The sequence below is a fragment of the Antarctobacter heliothermus genome, from assembly GCF_002237555.1.
In the GTDB taxonomy this organism is placed as follows: domain Bacteria; phylum Pseudomonadota; class Alphaproteobacteria; order Rhodobacterales; family Rhodobacteraceae; genus Antarctobacter; species Antarctobacter heliothermus_B.
Map to the genome: position 1 here is coordinate 4,223,525 of NZ_CP022540.1, position 15,199 is coordinate 4,238,723.

Annotated in this window: 19 protein-coding genes and 1 other RNA gene; 5 read left to right on the forward strand and 15 right to left on the reverse strand. The window is 62.8% G+C overall.

The features are described from left to right. Positions 1 to 9 precede the first annotated feature (9 nt). Positions 10 to 1,041, forward strand: a complete 1,032-nt coding sequence (locus ANTHELSMS3_RS20040; RefSeq protein ID WP_094036410.1) for an alkane 1-monooxygenase — start codon at positions 10 to 12, stop codon at positions 1,039 to 1,041. Between the two features lie 55 nt (positions 1,042 to 1,096). Then, positions 1,097 to 1,495: a hypothetical protein gene (locus ANTHELSMS3_RS20045; protein WP_094036411.1), complete on the forward strand. Its 399-nt coding sequence runs from the start codon at positions 1,097 to 1,099 to the stop codon at positions 1,493 to 1,495. Positions 1,496 to 1,498: 3 nt separating this feature from the next. On the opposite strand, the gene ANTHELSMS3_RS20050 is transcribed toward ANTHELSMS3_RS20045, so the two are convergent. Continuing rightward, positions 1,499 to 2,347, reverse strand: a complete 849-nt coding sequence (locus ANTHELSMS3_RS20050; RefSeq protein ID WP_094036412.1) for a LysR family transcriptional regulator — start codon at positions 2,345 to 2,347, stop codon at positions 1,499 to 1,501. 431 nt (positions 2,348 to 2,778) lie between these two features. Between ANTHELSMS3_RS20050 and ANTHELSMS3_RS20060 the strand changes: the two genes are divergently transcribed. Continuing rightward, a complete protein-coding gene (locus tag ANTHELSMS3_RS20060; RefSeq protein ID WP_094036414.1) occupies positions 2,779 to 3,564 on the forward strand; it encodes a Bax inhibitor-1/YccA family protein in 786 nt (261 codons plus the stop codon). Positions 3,565 to 3,654: 90 nt separating this feature from the next. After that, complete coding sequence (locus ANTHELSMS3_RS20065; protein WP_094036415.1) at positions 3,655 to 4,113, forward strand: cupin domain-containing protein; 459 nt, start codon at positions 3,655 to 3,657, stop codon at positions 4,111 to 4,113. A 266-nt stretch (positions 4,114 to 4,379) separates the two neighbouring features. Here the strand turns inward: ANTHELSMS3_RS20065 and rpmG are convergent, their stop codons facing one another. From rpmG to ANTHELSMS3_RS20120, 12 genes are all read right to left on the reverse strand, one after another. Beyond that, positions 4,380 to 4,547 carry a 50S ribosomal protein L33 gene (rpmG, locus tag ANTHELSMS3_RS20070; RefSeq protein WP_089276079.1) on the reverse strand — a complete coding sequence of 56 codons (168 nt, stop codon included), beginning with the start codon at positions 4,545 to 4,547 and terminating at the stop codon, positions 4,380 to 4,382. Positions 4,548 to 4,675: 128 nt separating this feature from the next. Beyond that, an RNA gene (gene rnpB / locus ANTHELSMS3_RS20075) (RNase P RNA component class A) lies at positions 4,676 to 5,060 on the reverse strand. A gap of 28 nt (positions 5,061 to 5,088) precedes the next feature. After that, complete coding sequence (locus tag ANTHELSMS3_RS20080) at positions 5,089 to 5,799, reverse strand: alpha/beta fold hydrolase (protein WP_094036416.1); 711 nt, start codon at positions 5,797 to 5,799, stop codon at positions 5,089 to 5,091. A gap of 281 nt (positions 5,800 to 6,080) precedes the next feature. Further along, on the reverse strand, positions 6,081 to 6,206 hold the full coding sequence (locus ANTHELSMS3_RS26405; RefSeq protein WP_302630580.1) for a hypothetical protein: 126 nt from the start codon (positions 6,204 to 6,206) through the stop codon (positions 6,081 to 6,083). Positions 6,207 to 6,302: 96 nt separating this feature from the next. Continuing rightward, the gene (locus tag ANTHELSMS3_RS20085; protein WP_157733592.1) at positions 6,303 to 6,545 is read right to left on the reverse strand and encodes a LysM peptidoglycan-binding domain-containing protein; all 243 of its coding nucleotides are present in this window, start codon (positions 6,543 to 6,545) and stop codon (positions 6,303 to 6,305) included. Between the two features lie 204 nt (positions 6,546 to 6,749). After that, positions 6,750 to 7,340 carry a class I SAM-dependent methyltransferase gene (locus ANTHELSMS3_RS20090; protein ID WP_094036418.1) on the reverse strand — a complete coding sequence of 197 codons (591 nt, stop codon included), beginning with the start codon at positions 7,338 to 7,340 and terminating at the stop codon, positions 6,750 to 6,752. Continuing rightward, a complete protein-coding gene (locus ANTHELSMS3_RS20095; RefSeq protein WP_094036419.1) occupies positions 7,337 to 8,299 on the reverse strand; it encodes a nuclear transport factor 2 family protein in 963 nt (320 codons plus the stop codon). Before ANTHELSMS3_RS20095 ends, ANTHELSMS3_RS20090 begins: the two co-directional genes overlap by 4 nt. A gap of 122 nt (positions 8,300 to 8,421) precedes the next feature. Then, positions 8,422 to 9,033 (reverse strand): hypothetical protein, encoded by a 612-nt coding sequence (locus tag ANTHELSMS3_RS20100; RefSeq protein WP_094036420.1) that lies wholly within the window; start codon positions 9,031 to 9,033, stop codon positions 8,422 to 8,424. A gap of 27 nt (positions 9,034 to 9,060) precedes the next feature. Further along, positions 9,061 to 9,489: a VOC family protein gene (locus ANTHELSMS3_RS20105; RefSeq protein ID WP_094036421.1), complete on the reverse strand. Its 429-nt coding sequence runs from the start codon at positions 9,487 to 9,489 to the stop codon at positions 9,061 to 9,063. Between the two features lies 1 nt (position 9,490). Then, a complete protein-coding gene (locus ANTHELSMS3_RS20110; RefSeq protein WP_094036422.1) occupies positions 9,491 to 10,471 on the reverse strand; it encodes an alpha/beta hydrolase in 981 nt (326 codons plus the stop codon). Beyond that, positions 10,468 to 11,019, reverse strand: coding sequence for a histidine phosphatase family protein (locus ANTHELSMS3_RS20115; protein WP_254694793.1), 552 nt, complete (start codon positions 11,017 to 11,019; stop codon positions 10,468 to 10,470). The genes ANTHELSMS3_RS20110 and ANTHELSMS3_RS20115 overlap by 4 nt, the downstream gene beginning before the upstream one ends. Positions 11,020 to 11,054: 35 nt before the next feature. Then, a complete protein-coding gene (locus ANTHELSMS3_RS20120) occupies positions 11,055 to 11,795 on the reverse strand; it encodes an alpha/beta hydrolase (protein ID WP_094036423.1) in 741 nt (246 codons plus the stop codon). Positions 11,796 to 12,203: 408 nt separating this feature from the next. On the opposite strand from ANTHELSMS3_RS20120, the gene ANTHELSMS3_RS20125 reads away from it, so the two are divergent. Then, positions 12,204 to 12,959: an SDR family NAD(P)-dependent oxidoreductase gene (locus ANTHELSMS3_RS20125; RefSeq protein ID WP_094036424.1), complete on the forward strand. Its 756-nt coding sequence runs from the start codon at positions 12,204 to 12,206 to the stop codon at positions 12,957 to 12,959. Between the two features lie 49 nt (positions 12,960 to 13,008). Here the strand turns inward: ANTHELSMS3_RS20125 and cysK are convergent, their stop codons facing one another. Together cysK and ANTHELSMS3_RS20135 are read right to left on the reverse strand one after the other, a co-directional pair. Continuing rightward, a complete protein-coding gene (gene cysK, locus ANTHELSMS3_RS20130; RefSeq protein WP_094036425.1) occupies positions 13,009 to 14,085 on the reverse strand; it encodes a cysteine synthase A in 1,077 nt (358 codons plus the stop codon). A gap of 158 nt (positions 14,086 to 14,243) precedes the next feature. Beyond that, complete coding sequence (locus ANTHELSMS3_RS20135; RefSeq protein ID WP_094036426.1) at positions 14,244 to 15,191, reverse strand: 2-hydroxyacid dehydrogenase; 948 nt, start codon at positions 15,189 to 15,191, stop codon at positions 14,244 to 14,246. Positions 15,192 to 15,199 lie beyond the last annotated feature (8 nt).

Below are 15,199 nucleotides of genomic sequence, written 5' to 3' on the forward strand. Positions count from 1 at the left end.
GGAGCATTCATGCAACGGTTTATCTTGGCTACGCATGGACTAATCTTACTTCTCGCCGCGGCAATGTTGATCGGCGCGCCGTTCCCCGCGCTTGCGCTGGCCTATGTAACCCTGTTCGCCTGGTTCATGGACCGGTTGTCGGCCCTCGCCGCCCCGGATCATCCGGGGCAAGAGTTTCCCGCAGGAGATGGGTTGGCCATCACACTTGCGCTGGTGCATTTTCCTCTGTTGTTCGGCGGCGTGTGGTTTCTGGCGCAGGGCGATGCAACGACGCTGGACAAGGCTTTGACTTTTATCGCTCTTTCCCTGTTCATCGGCCAAGTAGGCAACTCTAATGCGCATGAGTTGATCCATCGCGGAGCTCGTAGCCTGCGGCGGCTGGGTGTCGCGGTCTATGCCTCTATCCTGTTCGGGCATCATGCCTCGGCCCATGTGCGGGTACACCATGTTCACGCCGCGACCCCCCGCGATCCAAATTCTGCGCGTCCCGGGGAAAGCTTTTATGCCTTTGCCCTGCGGGCCTGGGTTGGTGCCTTTCGCGCAGGCTACCGCGCCGAATCGCGGCTGCGCCGGGGGGCCGGGCTACACCCCTATGTGGGCTATCTGTTTGGCGCGACTGCGTCTCTTACCCTTGCCCTGATGCTGGCCGGCCTCAAAGGTGTGGTGGCCCTGATCGCCATATCGGCCTATGCGCAGGCGCAACTGTTGTTGTCCGACTATGTCCAGCACTACGGGTTGCAGCGTCGCGAAATCGCCCCCGGCAAGGCAGAGCCGGTTGGCCCACAGCATAGCTGGAACGCGCCGCACAGTTTCACTTCTGCCCTGATGCTCAATGCGCCGCGCCATTCCGATCACCATGTCCGCCCCGGACAGCCCTATCCGGGGCTGGAGATTGAACGCCAAACCATGCCAATCCTGCCCTATTCCCTGCCCACCATGGCGGTCATCGCCCTGATCCCGCCGCTTTGGCGCAGGATCATGGACCCACGCGCCCGCAAATGGGCGGAGGCACGGTACCGGCCAGAGCCCGCTTACGGTTAACCATTCATGAATACCCCACTTCCGGGCGCAGCCGCATTCTGGCAATTTGTGCCGTATGAAACACATTTTCGCCCTTGCCCTGTCCTGCCTTACCGCTCTGCCCGCGCTGGCGGCAGAGCCGATGTCGGCCTCTGAATTTGAACGCTATGTGACCGGAAAGACCCTGTATTTCGGCCTCAACGGAGAGGCATACGGGGTCGAGAAATACCTGCCTGACCGGCAAGTGACCTGGTCCTTTCTGGACGGAAAATGCAAGGAGGGCTTTTGGTATGAAGAAGCCAGCCAGATCTGCTTTGTCTATGAGGACAATCCCGATCCGCAATGCTGGAGCTTTTTCAAAGAAGGGTCCGGGCTGCGCGCAGTGTTTGAAAACGATCCCGCCAGCACAGTGCTGTATGAGGCCCTGCAAGACGACAAGCCGATGCTGTGCCACGGCCCCGACGTGGGCGTGTGACTGTCAGGCCAGCGCGGACATGCTCTGCCGGATCTCATCGCTAAGCGCATGGGTGATGGCAGGCTGACCGCTACCGACATATAGGTTGATTTTCTGCATCCCGAGTTCCGGCAGCCCACAGCCATCAATGGGGATGAGATAAGAGGCGGAATGTCCCTCTAGCCGCGCAGTTACCGCCAAATCGGCGCTGACAGTGGCGTCGATGGTGGTTTCGCTGTCCGAATCCACCGCCAGCTCCCAGTCCAACCCCGCCGCGTCCAGCCTGCGCATGGTTTCCTCGCGAAACCCGCAGGTCCGGGCAAAGGCGATGCGCAGGGGCCGCAGTCGCACGGCCTGCCCGTTCGGTGCCCCGAACCAGCGCATCGGCACCTCTAGCAGTGTCTCACCCCCGGCCTCCACCCCGGTTTCCGTGGTCATGATCACATCCATTTCGCCACGGGCAAACTGCGCCTTCAACACCCGTGTGAATGAGCTGACCAACTGGATTTTGACCCGCGGATGGGTGCGCCCCATGCGCTGCAACACCTGCGGAATCGCCGGATAGACGATGTCCACCGGAACACCGAGACGGATTTCGCCCTCCCACCCCTTGTCGGTCAGCCGCCCATAGGCCTCATCGTTCAACTCAACCATCTTTTGCGCATAGGTCAGCAGCTGCGCCCCCGCCGGGGTCAGCGTCACGCCGCGCCCTGTGCGGTCAAGCAATTGTTGATCCAGCATCTCTTCCAGCCGCTTGATCTGCATCGAGACCGCCGATTGCGTCAGGTTGAGAAAGCCGGCCGCCCGAGTCACCCCGCCCGACTGCGCCACCGCCGCAAAAGAGCGCAGCGTGGTCAGATCCAGATTCCGCATACATCACTCCTCGTGATGGGTTTCGTCACATACATTCGTTTTCCAAATCAACCACGGATCGCCACATTGATCAATGTCGAACATGGCACAGAGACAAACCATCAACCTTTGTGAAGGACCCCATCATGATCCGCACCTCAGACCCGCTATTTCCCGCATTCCTGTTCCGTCTGGGCAGCAAAATGCGGGTCAACCTGGTCCCTTCGCGCGTTGGCGCCCCTGCAAAAGCACGCCCAGAGGACCAGCCACGCTGGGACGCGCCGGCGCATTGGATAGAGCCAGAACACCATTGGTGACAATAACGCACAACTATTGCTGCCAAATGGACGTGAAGTTCTTGAAAATCGGCCCCGTTCCGCCAATATCTATCACAACTCCGGGCGCGCGCGTGCGTCGTCCGAGGGACCATCAGGGATTATTCGGAGGCTTAAATGGCAGATTATCAAACGGTCCGGGCAGCTGGCGTCTCCGGCGCACGCACTGCTCAGATTGACGAGGGGCTGCGCGCCCACATGAACAAGGTCTACGGCACTATGTCCGTGGGCATGCTGATCACCGCCGCCGCGGCTTGGGCGATTGCGGGTCTGGCCGTAACGTCGGATCCGTCTGGCGCGACAGTTGCCTTGCGCGACGGACAGTTCCTCACCGGTCTGGGTGAGTTGCTGTATACCACGCCGTTGAAATGGGTAGTCATGTTCGCCCCGCTGGCCTTTATCCTCTTTGGTTGGGGCGCTTTGATGCGGCGCGGCTCTGCGGCCACGGTGCAGCTAGGCTTCTTTGCCTTTGCCGCAGCTATGGGCGTCTCGATAAGCTGGATCTTTCTGGTCTTTACATCGTTTTCCATCGTTCAGACCTTTTTGGTGACGGCAATCGCCTTTGGTGGCCTGTCGCTTTACGGGTATGCGACCAAGCGTGACCTCAGTGGCATGGGCACTTTCCTGATGATGGGCGTCATCGGTCTGTTGGTGGCGATGGTTATCAACCTGTTCCTGCAGTCTGGCATTATGATGATGGCGATTTCGGCGATCGGTGTGCTGATCTTTGCCGGCCTCACCGCCTTCTACACGCAGGACATCAAGAACACCTATGTGGCACACGCGGCACATGGCGATCAGGAATGGCTGGACAAGGCCGCCTATGACGGCGCGCTGAGCCTTTACATCAGCTTTCTGAACATGTTCCAGTTTCTGCTGATGTTCATGGGTCAGTCAGAGTAACGCAAAGCAATTTTCGTGCTATAGGGAAAGGGCCGGTCGTTTGACCGGCCCTTTTTTCGTGTTGGGCCTTGGGGGGCCGTGGGAGACAACATGCCGATCATTACCGAAGATACCGTGCAGCGAAAATCCGGCGATGGGACGCTGGGACGCTATGAATCACTCTTGTTCAGCGACTCGGGCAGCCTGACGCAATTTGGCGCGCGGGTGGAGATTCTGTCGCCCGGTGCCAGTTCGTCTTACCCCCACTGGCACGAATCGGAGGATGAGATGGTCTATGTGCTGGAGGGGACCCTGACCCTGATCGAAGGCGACCACGAAGAGGTGATCTCTGCCGGGTCCGCCGCGACATTCGTTGCCGGAACGGAAACCGCGCACAACTTTGTCAATCGCTCGGACGCACCGGCGCGGATTTTGGTGGTGGGCACACGCGCCCCACGCGACCGTGTCCACTATCCCGGTGAGGACCGTGTACAATTAATCGAACGCACCAGCGATGAGCGTCGTTGGACACATCTAAATGGCGCGCCTGCGGACCCCCTGCCCGAGTAGCAAGACCTACCGCACCGTGTTAACTCGCCGAAACGGCGGCGACGCACAGGCACCGGGGACTGATGTCACTGGCGGTCAAGTGGGTGCCTGAAATGTCCGCCGTCTGCGCCCGAAAACCGTCTCCTTCCGTGCGAAGCCTCCTCCGGCGCGCGCAGCGTCCGAGTCGTAATCGGCCCAGTCACCGTCTCAGTCACCCGCAGCAAAACGCAAAGAGCCGTGCAGGATCAATCCTGCACGGCCCCGAAAACGCGTTCAGCCGTAATGGCTTACTTGATCTTGCCTTCTTTGTATTCCACATGCTTTCGCACGACGGGGTCGTACTTTTTGATGGACATCTTCTCGGTCATAGTCCGAGCGTTCTTCTTGGTCACATAAAAGTGGCCCGTGCCCGCGGTGGAGTTCAGGCGGATCTTGATTGTGGTCGGCTTCGCCATGGGTCTTCTCCTGCAACACGCGGGAGCCCGCGCGTGAAATCCGTATGAAGCCCGCCTTTTACCTCTTGGACGCCCCGAGTCAACCACTTCTTGACCATGGCCGGGCCGACTCCGTTCGGGGCCTGAATTTGCGCGGAGGGCCTGTAAGCCGGATTCTGTTCTTGGGCCGGTTTCCCGGCCCTCAGACGACCATTCCTCTGGACCGCGCGTTGCCACGCGGCTCTAGCTGCCAACCCGGATCACCAAGGCCAAAGCGGCCCTGCACCCGAAGGTGCGCGTGATCCCTATTCGGCATTGCTCCCCGGTGGGGCTTGCCATGCGGGCGCTGTTGCCAGCCCCCCGGTGGGCTCTTACCCCACCTTTTCACCCTGTCCCGAACGCGAACGAACGGGCGGTCTGTTTTCTGTGGCGCTTTCCGTCAGGTTGCCCTGCCCGGGCGTTACCCGGCACCGGTGCTTTGGTGAGTCCGGACTTTCCTCTCATGTCTCCACAAGCGGCCGTCCGGCCCTCCGCGCCCGTGTCCCTTAGGCAATGCCCCGGTTCAGCGCAAGAGCAAGGGTTGCGCCAGCCAGTCGCGCAGGGCCAGCGTCACCGCCTCGGGCTGTTCCAGCGTCGGCATGCGGCCCGCGTCGTCGATCACCCGCAGGTCCGCCTTGGGGATCATCTCGGCCATGAAGCTGTGGCGCTTGACCGGATACAACGTGTCCACCGCGCCGCACAAGATCAGCGTCGGCACGTTGATCCGCCGCAGGGTGCCCTGCTGGTCGCGCCGCCGTTGCAGGGCACGCGACTGGCGGACAAAGACCTCTGTGCCCAATCCGCGCGCCATGTCCAAAACCAGCGCCAGAACCTCACGCCGATGCGGTCCGGGTGCAAGATCACCTTGTGCAAAGGTTTCGGCCAGCACTTCTTCGAAACGCCCCGCACGGACGCGTATCATCTGCGGATCGCGCAAGGCCGCCACCTGCGGCGTCTCGGCCAGCGGCGTCGTGCCGACCAGCGCCAGCCGTGTCACCCGCTCGGGCGCGCGGCGATAGACCTCCATCGCGACAATCCCGCCCATCCCGTGCCCGACCAGCGCAAACCGCGTCGGCGCCAGGTCCAGCAAGGATGAGGCGATTTCCTCGATGCGATCGCCTTGGGTGATTGGCGCGGTCATCACCGCCTGATCGCGCGACAGATCGGCGATTTGCGGCCCAAACAAGCGGGCATCGCACATCTGATCTGGCAGAAAGACAACCGTTTCACTCATGCGATCGGACAATCCCAGACCCGACAACCACTTTGCCTGCCACTTCGCTCACTCCGCACACCGCTGCTGTCTTGCGGCACCCTAACAGATGGCGCGACAGGCGAAAGTGGGCGCAGGGGCCGGGGACGGCGGGCGGGGCGATGTTCCGGCCAAAGGCCGGATCAAGCGCCGTCTGTCGTTCCCGGCGCTGTCGTCCCCGGCAAGCCGTCAGTTGAACTTGATCCGATCCCAAAAACACGTTGACGGTCACCGCATCCCCCCGTCCCGCCATCTATTCGCGATTAGTACGCCTGCGGATCGTCCGCCTGCACCAGTGTGATCAATCCCCGGCTCAGCCACTCACGCCTCGGGCGGTCCAGTTCATAGATGAAATAGCCCTTCGATCGGCACAGCCTCTTGCCAATCACATCCGCGTCCTGTCATAGGCAAAACCCGAACCCAGCCCCGGCCATTCTTGGACGGTGAACGGCGCATAGTTTGATCCGGTTATCAGTTTCATCTCGTTATGTTCCGGCCCCTGCCGCAGCGGAGTGGCGTCGGCGCACACATCCGCCCTCCTGACAGGGCAAGTTCAGCGCATCGCCGGGTGAGACCTGAAACACGCTCGACCGTAGCCTGTCCTCATTGGCGTAAAAGATCAGCGTCCACTGGCTGGCATCCCGGAAATGCGTTTCGGCAATCGCCAACGGTGAATCCCCCGGTCGCACATTGAAATTGCCGACACATGTCTCTGCCGAAAGCGCCATGGACGCCGCCGCACGCATTTGATCGATTGCCTAGCCCCAATAATCCGGCACAAGCGCCCCTCATCCTGTGCCACTGGTCAACGCCGGATATAGAAGATCCAGGTTCGTTTTTTCTTGTCAGGCACTTAGACGGAATTTCTCTAAGCCCTGTCCGTCGTTCAAGAACGAACACAACCAAAGGGCTATCCAAAGAATCGCGGCAGATCAGACTGCACGACGGGCCATCAACAGCGTGTGGCCATGGGCCTCGGGATCTTCGGGCACAATCGCCTCTACCGGGGCACCTGCGGTTGTCAGGATCTCGGCGTAGTCTTCAGGTGACAGGGAGGCGTGATAGACACGCTCTCCCGCCACCGTGCCCCAGACTTCTCCGGCACCCGGACCAACCGTCAACAGCAGACGTCCCCCCGGGGCCAGATGCCCCGCGATTGTCGGCAAAGCGGCGCGCTGCGCCTCTTGGGTCAGGTGAAAGAAGCTGCCCCAGCCGATGATCGCATCAAACTGCCGATCCAGCGACAGCGACCGCATGTCCGCCTCGATCACCCGCGCCTTCGGCAGTCGTTGGGCATACAGCGCCAACATTGCGGGCGCATAGTCCACCCCAGTCACATCATATCCCGCGTCAGACAGGAACACGCCAATCGGCGCGCCCGCGCCACAGCCAAGATCCAGCACTGCGCCGCCCTTGGGCACGTCCGCCAGAACACGGTCCAGCCAGGGACGTTCAAACAAGGAGGTGTTGCGCGATGCGGCATAGGCATCGGCCTGCCGCTGATAGACCTCCCAGTTGCTCATCCGGTCTGTGCCACGATCTGCGTCCAGACGGCGGCCTCATCATACAGGGTCCATTCGCGGCGCAGTCCCCGGGGGCCGAACTCTGCATGGCTGATCCCCATGACATACAGATCCGCTCCAGAGGGCCGACCAAACGCGCCCCATCCCTCGTGACGGCCCTTCAGGGACCAGCGCAGCGCGGCACGCGCGGGCATCAGCGGCTCTTCCATGCCGATACGGTGGTGTACTTCAAACCGGGCAGAGGGCATCGCCGCCCGCAGGCTCAGCCAGAACCGGTCTGCTGCCTCAACGCCATGCGCCTCTACCCCGCCGGGATAAAACAAGTGGCAGGCGCGGTCATACTGGTCGGGGATCACCGACAGGTCGCCCTCCATCATCCGGGTCACAAGGGTGGCAAACCCCTCGCCCCACTGATCCGTGTTGCCCAGTCCGGTGTACGGCCCCGTTACATCGACACGGGGGGTAAAGGGCTGGCTGTCGGGGTCAAGATCGGGCAGATGGGCGCGCGCCCATTCCTCTGCCGTCTGTCCCAGCTGGCGTAGCACCGCGCCAGTGTCCGTCACCCGCCAGACATCACTGATCTGATCGCGCTTGGCGTAGCTGTCGACAATCTCACGGTACAACAGCGTCCGCCCGGTGGCAGGCCCCAGCGCCCCGTCCCCGGTATGAGTCGCCCGCGTCAGGATCCGCTGAGAGCCCAACATCCCTACCCGCGCATGACCGGACCAGATCACATCCTCGCCCAGCAACTGCCGGTCCGGCAGGCTGACCAGCGTCGCCATGGCATCCTCTGCCAAGGCGCGCGCGCCGAACTGGATGCCCTCGGCCCCGCGCAGGATGACCTCTGGGTGATAGTGCGCCTGCACCCGTGACGTGAGGCCGCGTCCCTCCCAGATGTCGCTGGTGGCAGCCAGTAGGAAATCAGGGAAATCGCGGGCTTCGGGATCGAAACCGTCCATCACGGGGCGTCCCGGTCAGGGTCTTGGGGGGTGCACTCTCGACGGGTCAACGCTTGGGAACCTCACTCTGTGGTTGTATCAGCCGCAAGCTAGCCCCCCGCTTTGCGGGTGTCCAGCGCCGCTCAGGCCGGGAGGGCGATCCCCCGAAAGGGAGGGAAATCGGCGTAGCGCGCCGCGCGCTGGTCGCGTGTCTCAGCCGGGTCGGCCCCTGCCTTCAACAGTGTTCCTTTCGGCACAATATAGCTGTCGATCCGTCGCAACGGCACGGGTCGCCACGCAAGGTTAAAGGCGCAGAGTTTTGGGAAGAACCAAATGTCGGAATAGTCCAGATGATCATGCAGCCACCACGCCAGATCGCGCCAGTCGCGGCCTTGTGCATAGCGATCCGCAAACCACGGGATCACGATGGAGGCCCCCGCCACCGGCCGGTCCGGCAGATCCCAGATATGGCACTCCAGCGGATAGTCGTTCCGCGCGCAGTTCAGTTTGTGTGCATTGCCAAAGGCGTTAAGCCGCACCGACCGATACCCCGACCGCACAAAGATCCGGCCAAAAGTTTCCTCCAGCGGGTCCAGCAACGTGGTGGCAAAGGCGCGACCGCGTTCCAGTGCAAGATCAGGATCATCGGGTATATTGCTGATTTCGTGAAAGTTTCCAATTTCCGAATGCAGGAACTCGCGCATCCAGAAATGCCGCGACAGGCGCGCGCGCCCTAGCGTTTCCAGTGACCACATGGACCCCGGGCGTCTCATCCCCGTGCCTCAGGCATAGCCATCCCAGCGAAACGCCCCGTCCGGTCCCAGTTTAGAGAACGGGTTATAGGCCACCTCCCAGACGTGACCTTCGGGGTCGGCGAAGTATCCAATGTGCCCACCCCAGAACACATCATGCGCGGGTTTCAGGATCTTGGCTCCCGCAGCCTTTGCGGCGGTTAGCACCTCGGCCACCTCTTCTCGGGTCCGCGTGTTGCAGGCCAGCGTGGCCGCCTCGGTACCCAGATCGCCCGCCGCACAGCCCATATCCCGCGCCAGATCCTTTAGCGGGTACAGACCCAGCGCCTGCCCCACGAGGTCAAAAACCACAATACCGTCTGGCGTGTCGACCCGCCGCCAGCCAAGCGCCTCATAAAACGCCTGCGCGCGCGCCATGTCGCGGCACCCCAGTGTAATCAAGCTTACTCTTTGGTCCATGTTACCCTCCGTTGACTGACAGACGCCGCGTCCAATCCAGCACCACCTCGGACACCGGGACCGACATACGCGGCGACAGCACCTCACCGGCCACCAGATGCCGCGAGGGATCATCCTCTGGCCCCAATGTGACCGTATGCACCTCTGCCGGACCGCCCCAGCGCGCTGCGATCTTTCGGCTGACGCTATGGTCGACGATCTGATCGCCCGGATCGAACACAAACAGCGCTGGCGTGGTCACATCCTCATGCCGTCGTCCGCTTGCCGCACGCACCGCGGCCCCCATCGGCAGCACCGCAAGACTGGGATAGCGCGTCGTCCACAGGCGCGCGTGCGCCGCGCTGCGCGGCTCAAACCCGATCTCGCGTCCGGCCAACAGCGGCAACCACCAGCGCGCGCCGGGCCAAGTGATCAGTGCCGCCTTGGGATCAGCCACCCTGAAGTTGGGAGAGACCAGCACAACACCCGCGACATCCGCGCCCATCCTTTCGTGCAGCGCCAGCGACACCAGTGTCGCCCCCGTAGAGGTGCCCATGACCAGCACCCGCCGCCCGACGCGGTGCCCGATGGCCAGCGCCTCTGCGACATCCTCCATCCAGCCCGCGACGGTGGCCTCTGCCATGGCGGGACCATCCCGACCATGCCCCTTGAGCCGGGTGAACACCAGATTCGCGGCCAATCCCTGCGCCACCAGATCCGGCACCGGCCGGATCTCATCCGGGGCGGCGGAAAACCCGTGGATGTAGACCACCGCCCAGTCGGTCCGTGCCTCTGGCGCGCCTGCCCAAAGCACCCGTTTCTCCGCGCCCGCGCGGATACCCGGCACCCGCGCCTCTGCCGCCGCCAGCCACGCATCGACGCCGCCGTCCAACTGATCCGCGTCAAAGCATAGATCGGTTTTGACCGGCTCCCGCGGCGCAAACGCGGCAAAGGCCCCACCGGCGACGGCCAGCGCGCCCAAACCCCACAGCAGTACGCTCATGCCTGCGCCTCCGCGAAATCCTCTATCCGGGTCCAGTCCTGCAGCAATCGCCAATCCGGCAACGACACGACCATCAGATGGCCACCGCCCCCGCCGGCCGGCTGGTCATGGGATCGATCGATCCCCACGCCCCGCAAATGCGCCCGCAACAGCGCCCCGATCCCACCATGCGCCACCACCGCAATGTCGCCCGATGGGGCCTCCGCCACCACACGGCGCAGCGTCATGACCACCCGCGCCTGCGCGTCGATGGCCCGCTCCCAGCCACGCTGGCTGTCACGGGGATGGGCAAAAAAAGCATCGGCCATGGCTTCGAACTCTGCGGGCGGCAGATAGCCGGTCGCAGAACGGTCATTTTCATGCAGCGACGCCACCCGCCGTGCCACCAGTCCCTGCGCCTCGGCCAGAATGTCCGCGCCGTCCATCGCCTTGCGTTCGAAACTGGAAAACACGCTGCCCACTGGCGGGCAGGCGCGGGCAAAGGCCCGGTGACGCGCGGTGCCGCGTGCCGATAACTGCCAGTCCGTCACCGGCACAACCGGGTCCATGATCACATCCGCATGGGTTACGAAGAAAATCCGCCTCACCCCAGAACCTCGGTCAATGCGGCCTCGATCTGGACCAGACATTCCGGGGTGGAAAACCGATGGTCCGCGCCCTTGACCAAGGTCAGACGCACATCCGGCCCGTCAATGTGATCCAGCAATCGCAGCGCGGTTTCCCGCTTGACCGCCTCGTCCTCGGTTCCTTGCAACAGCCGCACCGGCCAACCCATCACCAGAGGGCTGCGCAGAACCAACTGCGCGCGCCCATCCTCGATCAGCTTGCGGGTCACAACGTAGGGGTCTTCATAGGCCGATGGCCGCAATATCAGCCCCTCTTCCTTGACCTGCCGCCGTTCAGCCTCGGAGAAACCTGCCCAGAACCCGTCTTCGGTGAAATCCGGCGCGGCGGCGATACCGACAAACCCGACGATCTGCGGCAGACGTCGGGCCAGAATCGCGGCGATCCAGCCGCCCATGGACGACCCGACCAGCACCACCGGCCCCGGCGCCGCATGGGCAATCACTGCCTCGGCGTCCGCCGCCCAATCCCCGATACAGCCCTCTTCGAACACACCGCCTGATTGTCCGTGGCCGGAATAATCCAACCGCAGAAAGGCGCGCCCCTGCGCGGCCGCCAATGCCTCCAGATGCACCGCTTTGGTGCCTCCCATGTCGGACCGATACCCGGACAGGAACACCACACAAGGCCCCGCTCCATCGGTCTTGGCATAGGCCAGCCTATCGCCGCGCGGCCCTTCAACGTAGGCAATCCCTGCCATGTCACCCCCTTGTGCTTTGCCCGGACCATAGCGCTATCCCGGCAGGGTCGAAAACGCCTTTCCGGCGTCTTCTTTGTCCAAATCGCCTATTGGACAGATAGTCTACCATTGACGGGCGTAGGGGCGCGGCTGGTCCGGTCAGTCAACCCAAGACAAGGCTCTGACCGTGGGTCACGGGCACGGCGCATCACGGATCTCTTGCAATCCTCTGCTGAATCATCTGACGCTACATGGGCCGTCCTTTCCGGGATCGCCGACATCTGTCTGTCGTCCCCGGACATGTATCCGATCAGCCGAGTCCCCGGCTCGGCCGCCGAGTAGCCCGACCAAGCGGTTATCCGTCATCAAGGATCGACCCGTTTGCAAACAGGGCCAGCGCGCCCTTCCCGACCCTACAGGAGCTCACAAATGCCTGACTTTGCGATCTATCCCAGTCTCAAGGGCAAGACAGTTTTCATCACCGGCGGCGCCTCGGGCATCGGCGAGGAGATGGTACGCGCCTTTGCAGCCCAAGGCGCGCGCACCGGCTTTGTCGATTTCAACCGCGAGGCCGGTGAGGCACTGGCCGCCGATACCGACGGCGAGGTCGCTTTTGAATACTGCGACCTGCGCGACATCGACAGCCTGCAAGCCGCCTTTGCCGCTCTGGCAGACAGGCTTGGCCCCGCAACCGTTCTGGTCAACAACGCCGCCCGCGACGACCGGCACAACTGGCAGGACGTCACCCCCGAATACTGGGACGAACGCATGGCAACCAACATCCGCCACATGTTCTTTGCCATCCAGACAGTGGCGCCCGGCATGATCGCGGCGGGCGGCGGGTCGATCATCAACATGGGGTCAAACAGCTGGTGGGAGGCATGCGGCGGCATGCCAGCCTATACCACCGCCAAATCCGCCGTGCATGGGCTGACCCGCACCATGGCGCGCGATCTGGGCGACCACAGCATCCGGATCAACGCGGTTGTTCCGGGCTGGATCATGACAGAGCGGCAAAAGGATCTGTGGGTCACGCCCGAGGCCATCGACAAACACCGCCAGCGCCAGTGCCTGCCCGACCTGATAGAGCCGGTCTATCTTGCGCGGATGGTGCTGTTTCTGGCCTCTGACGACAGCGCCATGTGTTCAGCCAGCAATTTCATGGTCGAGGCCGGTTCCATCTGAGAGGGCGAAAGGGGGCGGTCGCATGGGGGCAGCGGCAACCCCAATCGTGTCAGTTTTTCGCCATCTGGGCCGTCGGCGTCGATTGAGAAATCGCCATTTCCTCTTCCGTCATACCCTCTGCCACGCCTTCGAACAGCGGTGTCGACAGATAGCGTTCTCCGGTGTCGGGCAGCATCACCAGCAGCACCGATCCCTCAGGCGCGCGCTGCGCCACGTCCATTGCCACGGCAAGGCTGGCCCCACCAGAGATGCCGGTAAAAATCCCCTCTTCGGCCGCCAGCCGCCGCGACCAGGCGATACTGTCCGGCCCGCTGACCGGCAACAGTTCATCGTAATACCCGTTGTCGATGCTTTCCTGTAGCACATGCGGGATGAAATCAGGGGTCCACCCCTGGATCGGATGCGGCTTGAAGTTGGGGTGACCCTCGGTTGGCTGATGCTCGGCGTTGCGGGTGTTGACATAGCCGGACCCGACAATCTGTGCATCGCTAGGTTCACTCAGGATAATCCTTGTGTCCGGGCGTTGTTGGCGCAGCACCCGCGCCACGCCCGTGACCGTGCCGCCGGTGCCATAGCCGGTCACGAAGTAGTCCAGCCTGTCGCCGTCGAAATCGGCAAGGATTTCGCGCGCGGTGGTGTTTTCGTGGACGTCGGCATTGGCAGCGGTTTCAAACTGACTGGCTAGAAACCATCCATTTGTTTCGGCCAGTTCCTTGGCCTTGGAGTACATGCCAAAGCCTTTCAGCTCTTTGGGCGTCAGCACCACCTTGGCCCCCAAAAAGCGCATCAGACGCCGCCGCTCAACCGAAAAGCTCTCGGCCATAGTCACCACCAGCGGATAGCCCTTGGCAGCGCAAACCATCGCCAGCCCGATGCCGGTGTTGCCCGATGTGGCCTCGACCACCGTTTGGCCGGGTTTCAGGCTGCCGTCGCGTTCCGCCGCCTCGATGATGCTGACCGCCAGCCGGTCCTTGACCGATCCGGCGGGATTGAACGCCTCGAACTTGACGTAGACCGTCACATGGTCGGGCGCGATCCGGTTGAGGCGGATCACCGGCGTGTTGCCGATGGTGTCCAGCACACTGTCGTAGCGCTGACCGCGCCCCTCTGTCGTCCGTTGGGTCATGGTGGGTCTTCTCCCTGAAAAGCCGCGCGCAGGTCTGCACACTGGGCGTTCTGTTCAGCGATAGACTACCACAAATGTGCCTGTGCGGGCGGATACGATTGTGAGAAGCGGGGCCACCAGCCGGCGGCGGGCTTTCGACCCGCCCCCGCGACACCCGGTCAGTTCACCTGCGTCAGCAGATCCCGCCCCTCAAGAAAGGCCGCCACATTCGCCAGTTGCAACTCTGCCATGGCGGTGCGCGTCTCGACTGTGCCCGACCCCTGATGCGGTTGCAGAACCACGTTGCTCAGCTTGAGAAAACGCGGATCGGGGTTTGGCTCATTCTCGAAGACGTCCAGCGCCGCGCCCGCAATGTTGCCCGCCTCCAACGCATCCAGCAGCGCGCCCTCGTCAATGGTCGACCCGCGCGAGATATTGACCACCACGCCGCGCGGCCCGAGCGCCGCGATCGCCTCGCGGCTGACTTGGCCCTTGGTGTCCGGCCCACCGACCAGCGCGACGACAAGGAAATCCACCGCCCCCGCCAGCGAAACCACATCGTTGTGATAGGTCCAGCCCGGCGTCTCTTTTTCAGAGCGCGAAGTATAATGGATGTCCATCTTGAACGCCGCCAGCCGATCCGCGATCTCACGCCCGATGCGGCCAAGGCCGACAATCCCCACGGTCGAGCCCGACACCTTGCGGTTCAGCGGGATCTCCCCCTCCGTCGCCCAGCGGCCAGAGGCGACATGCGCATGGCCCCGGATCATCGTCCGCGCCTGCGTGATCATCAGCGCCACCGCCAGATCGGCCACATCATCGGACAACACGTCCGGCGTATTGGTTACGGCGATGCCGCGCGCGCTGGCCGCGCCCACATCGATGGCGTCGTAACCAACACCGTAGTTGGCGATCAGACCCAGTTGCGGGAAAAGATCCATCGCCTCGGCCCCAAAGGGCGTGTGCCCCTTGAAGGCCACCGCCCGCATGCTGGCGCGCAATCCCGACTCCAGCGCCGCCATATCCGCAGGCGCATCCACATAAACGGCCGGGTAGGCCGTGCTCAGCCGGTCACGGTCAACGTCGTTAAAGCTATTGCCGCAGATCAGAAGATGCGTATCGCTCATGGGTCGGC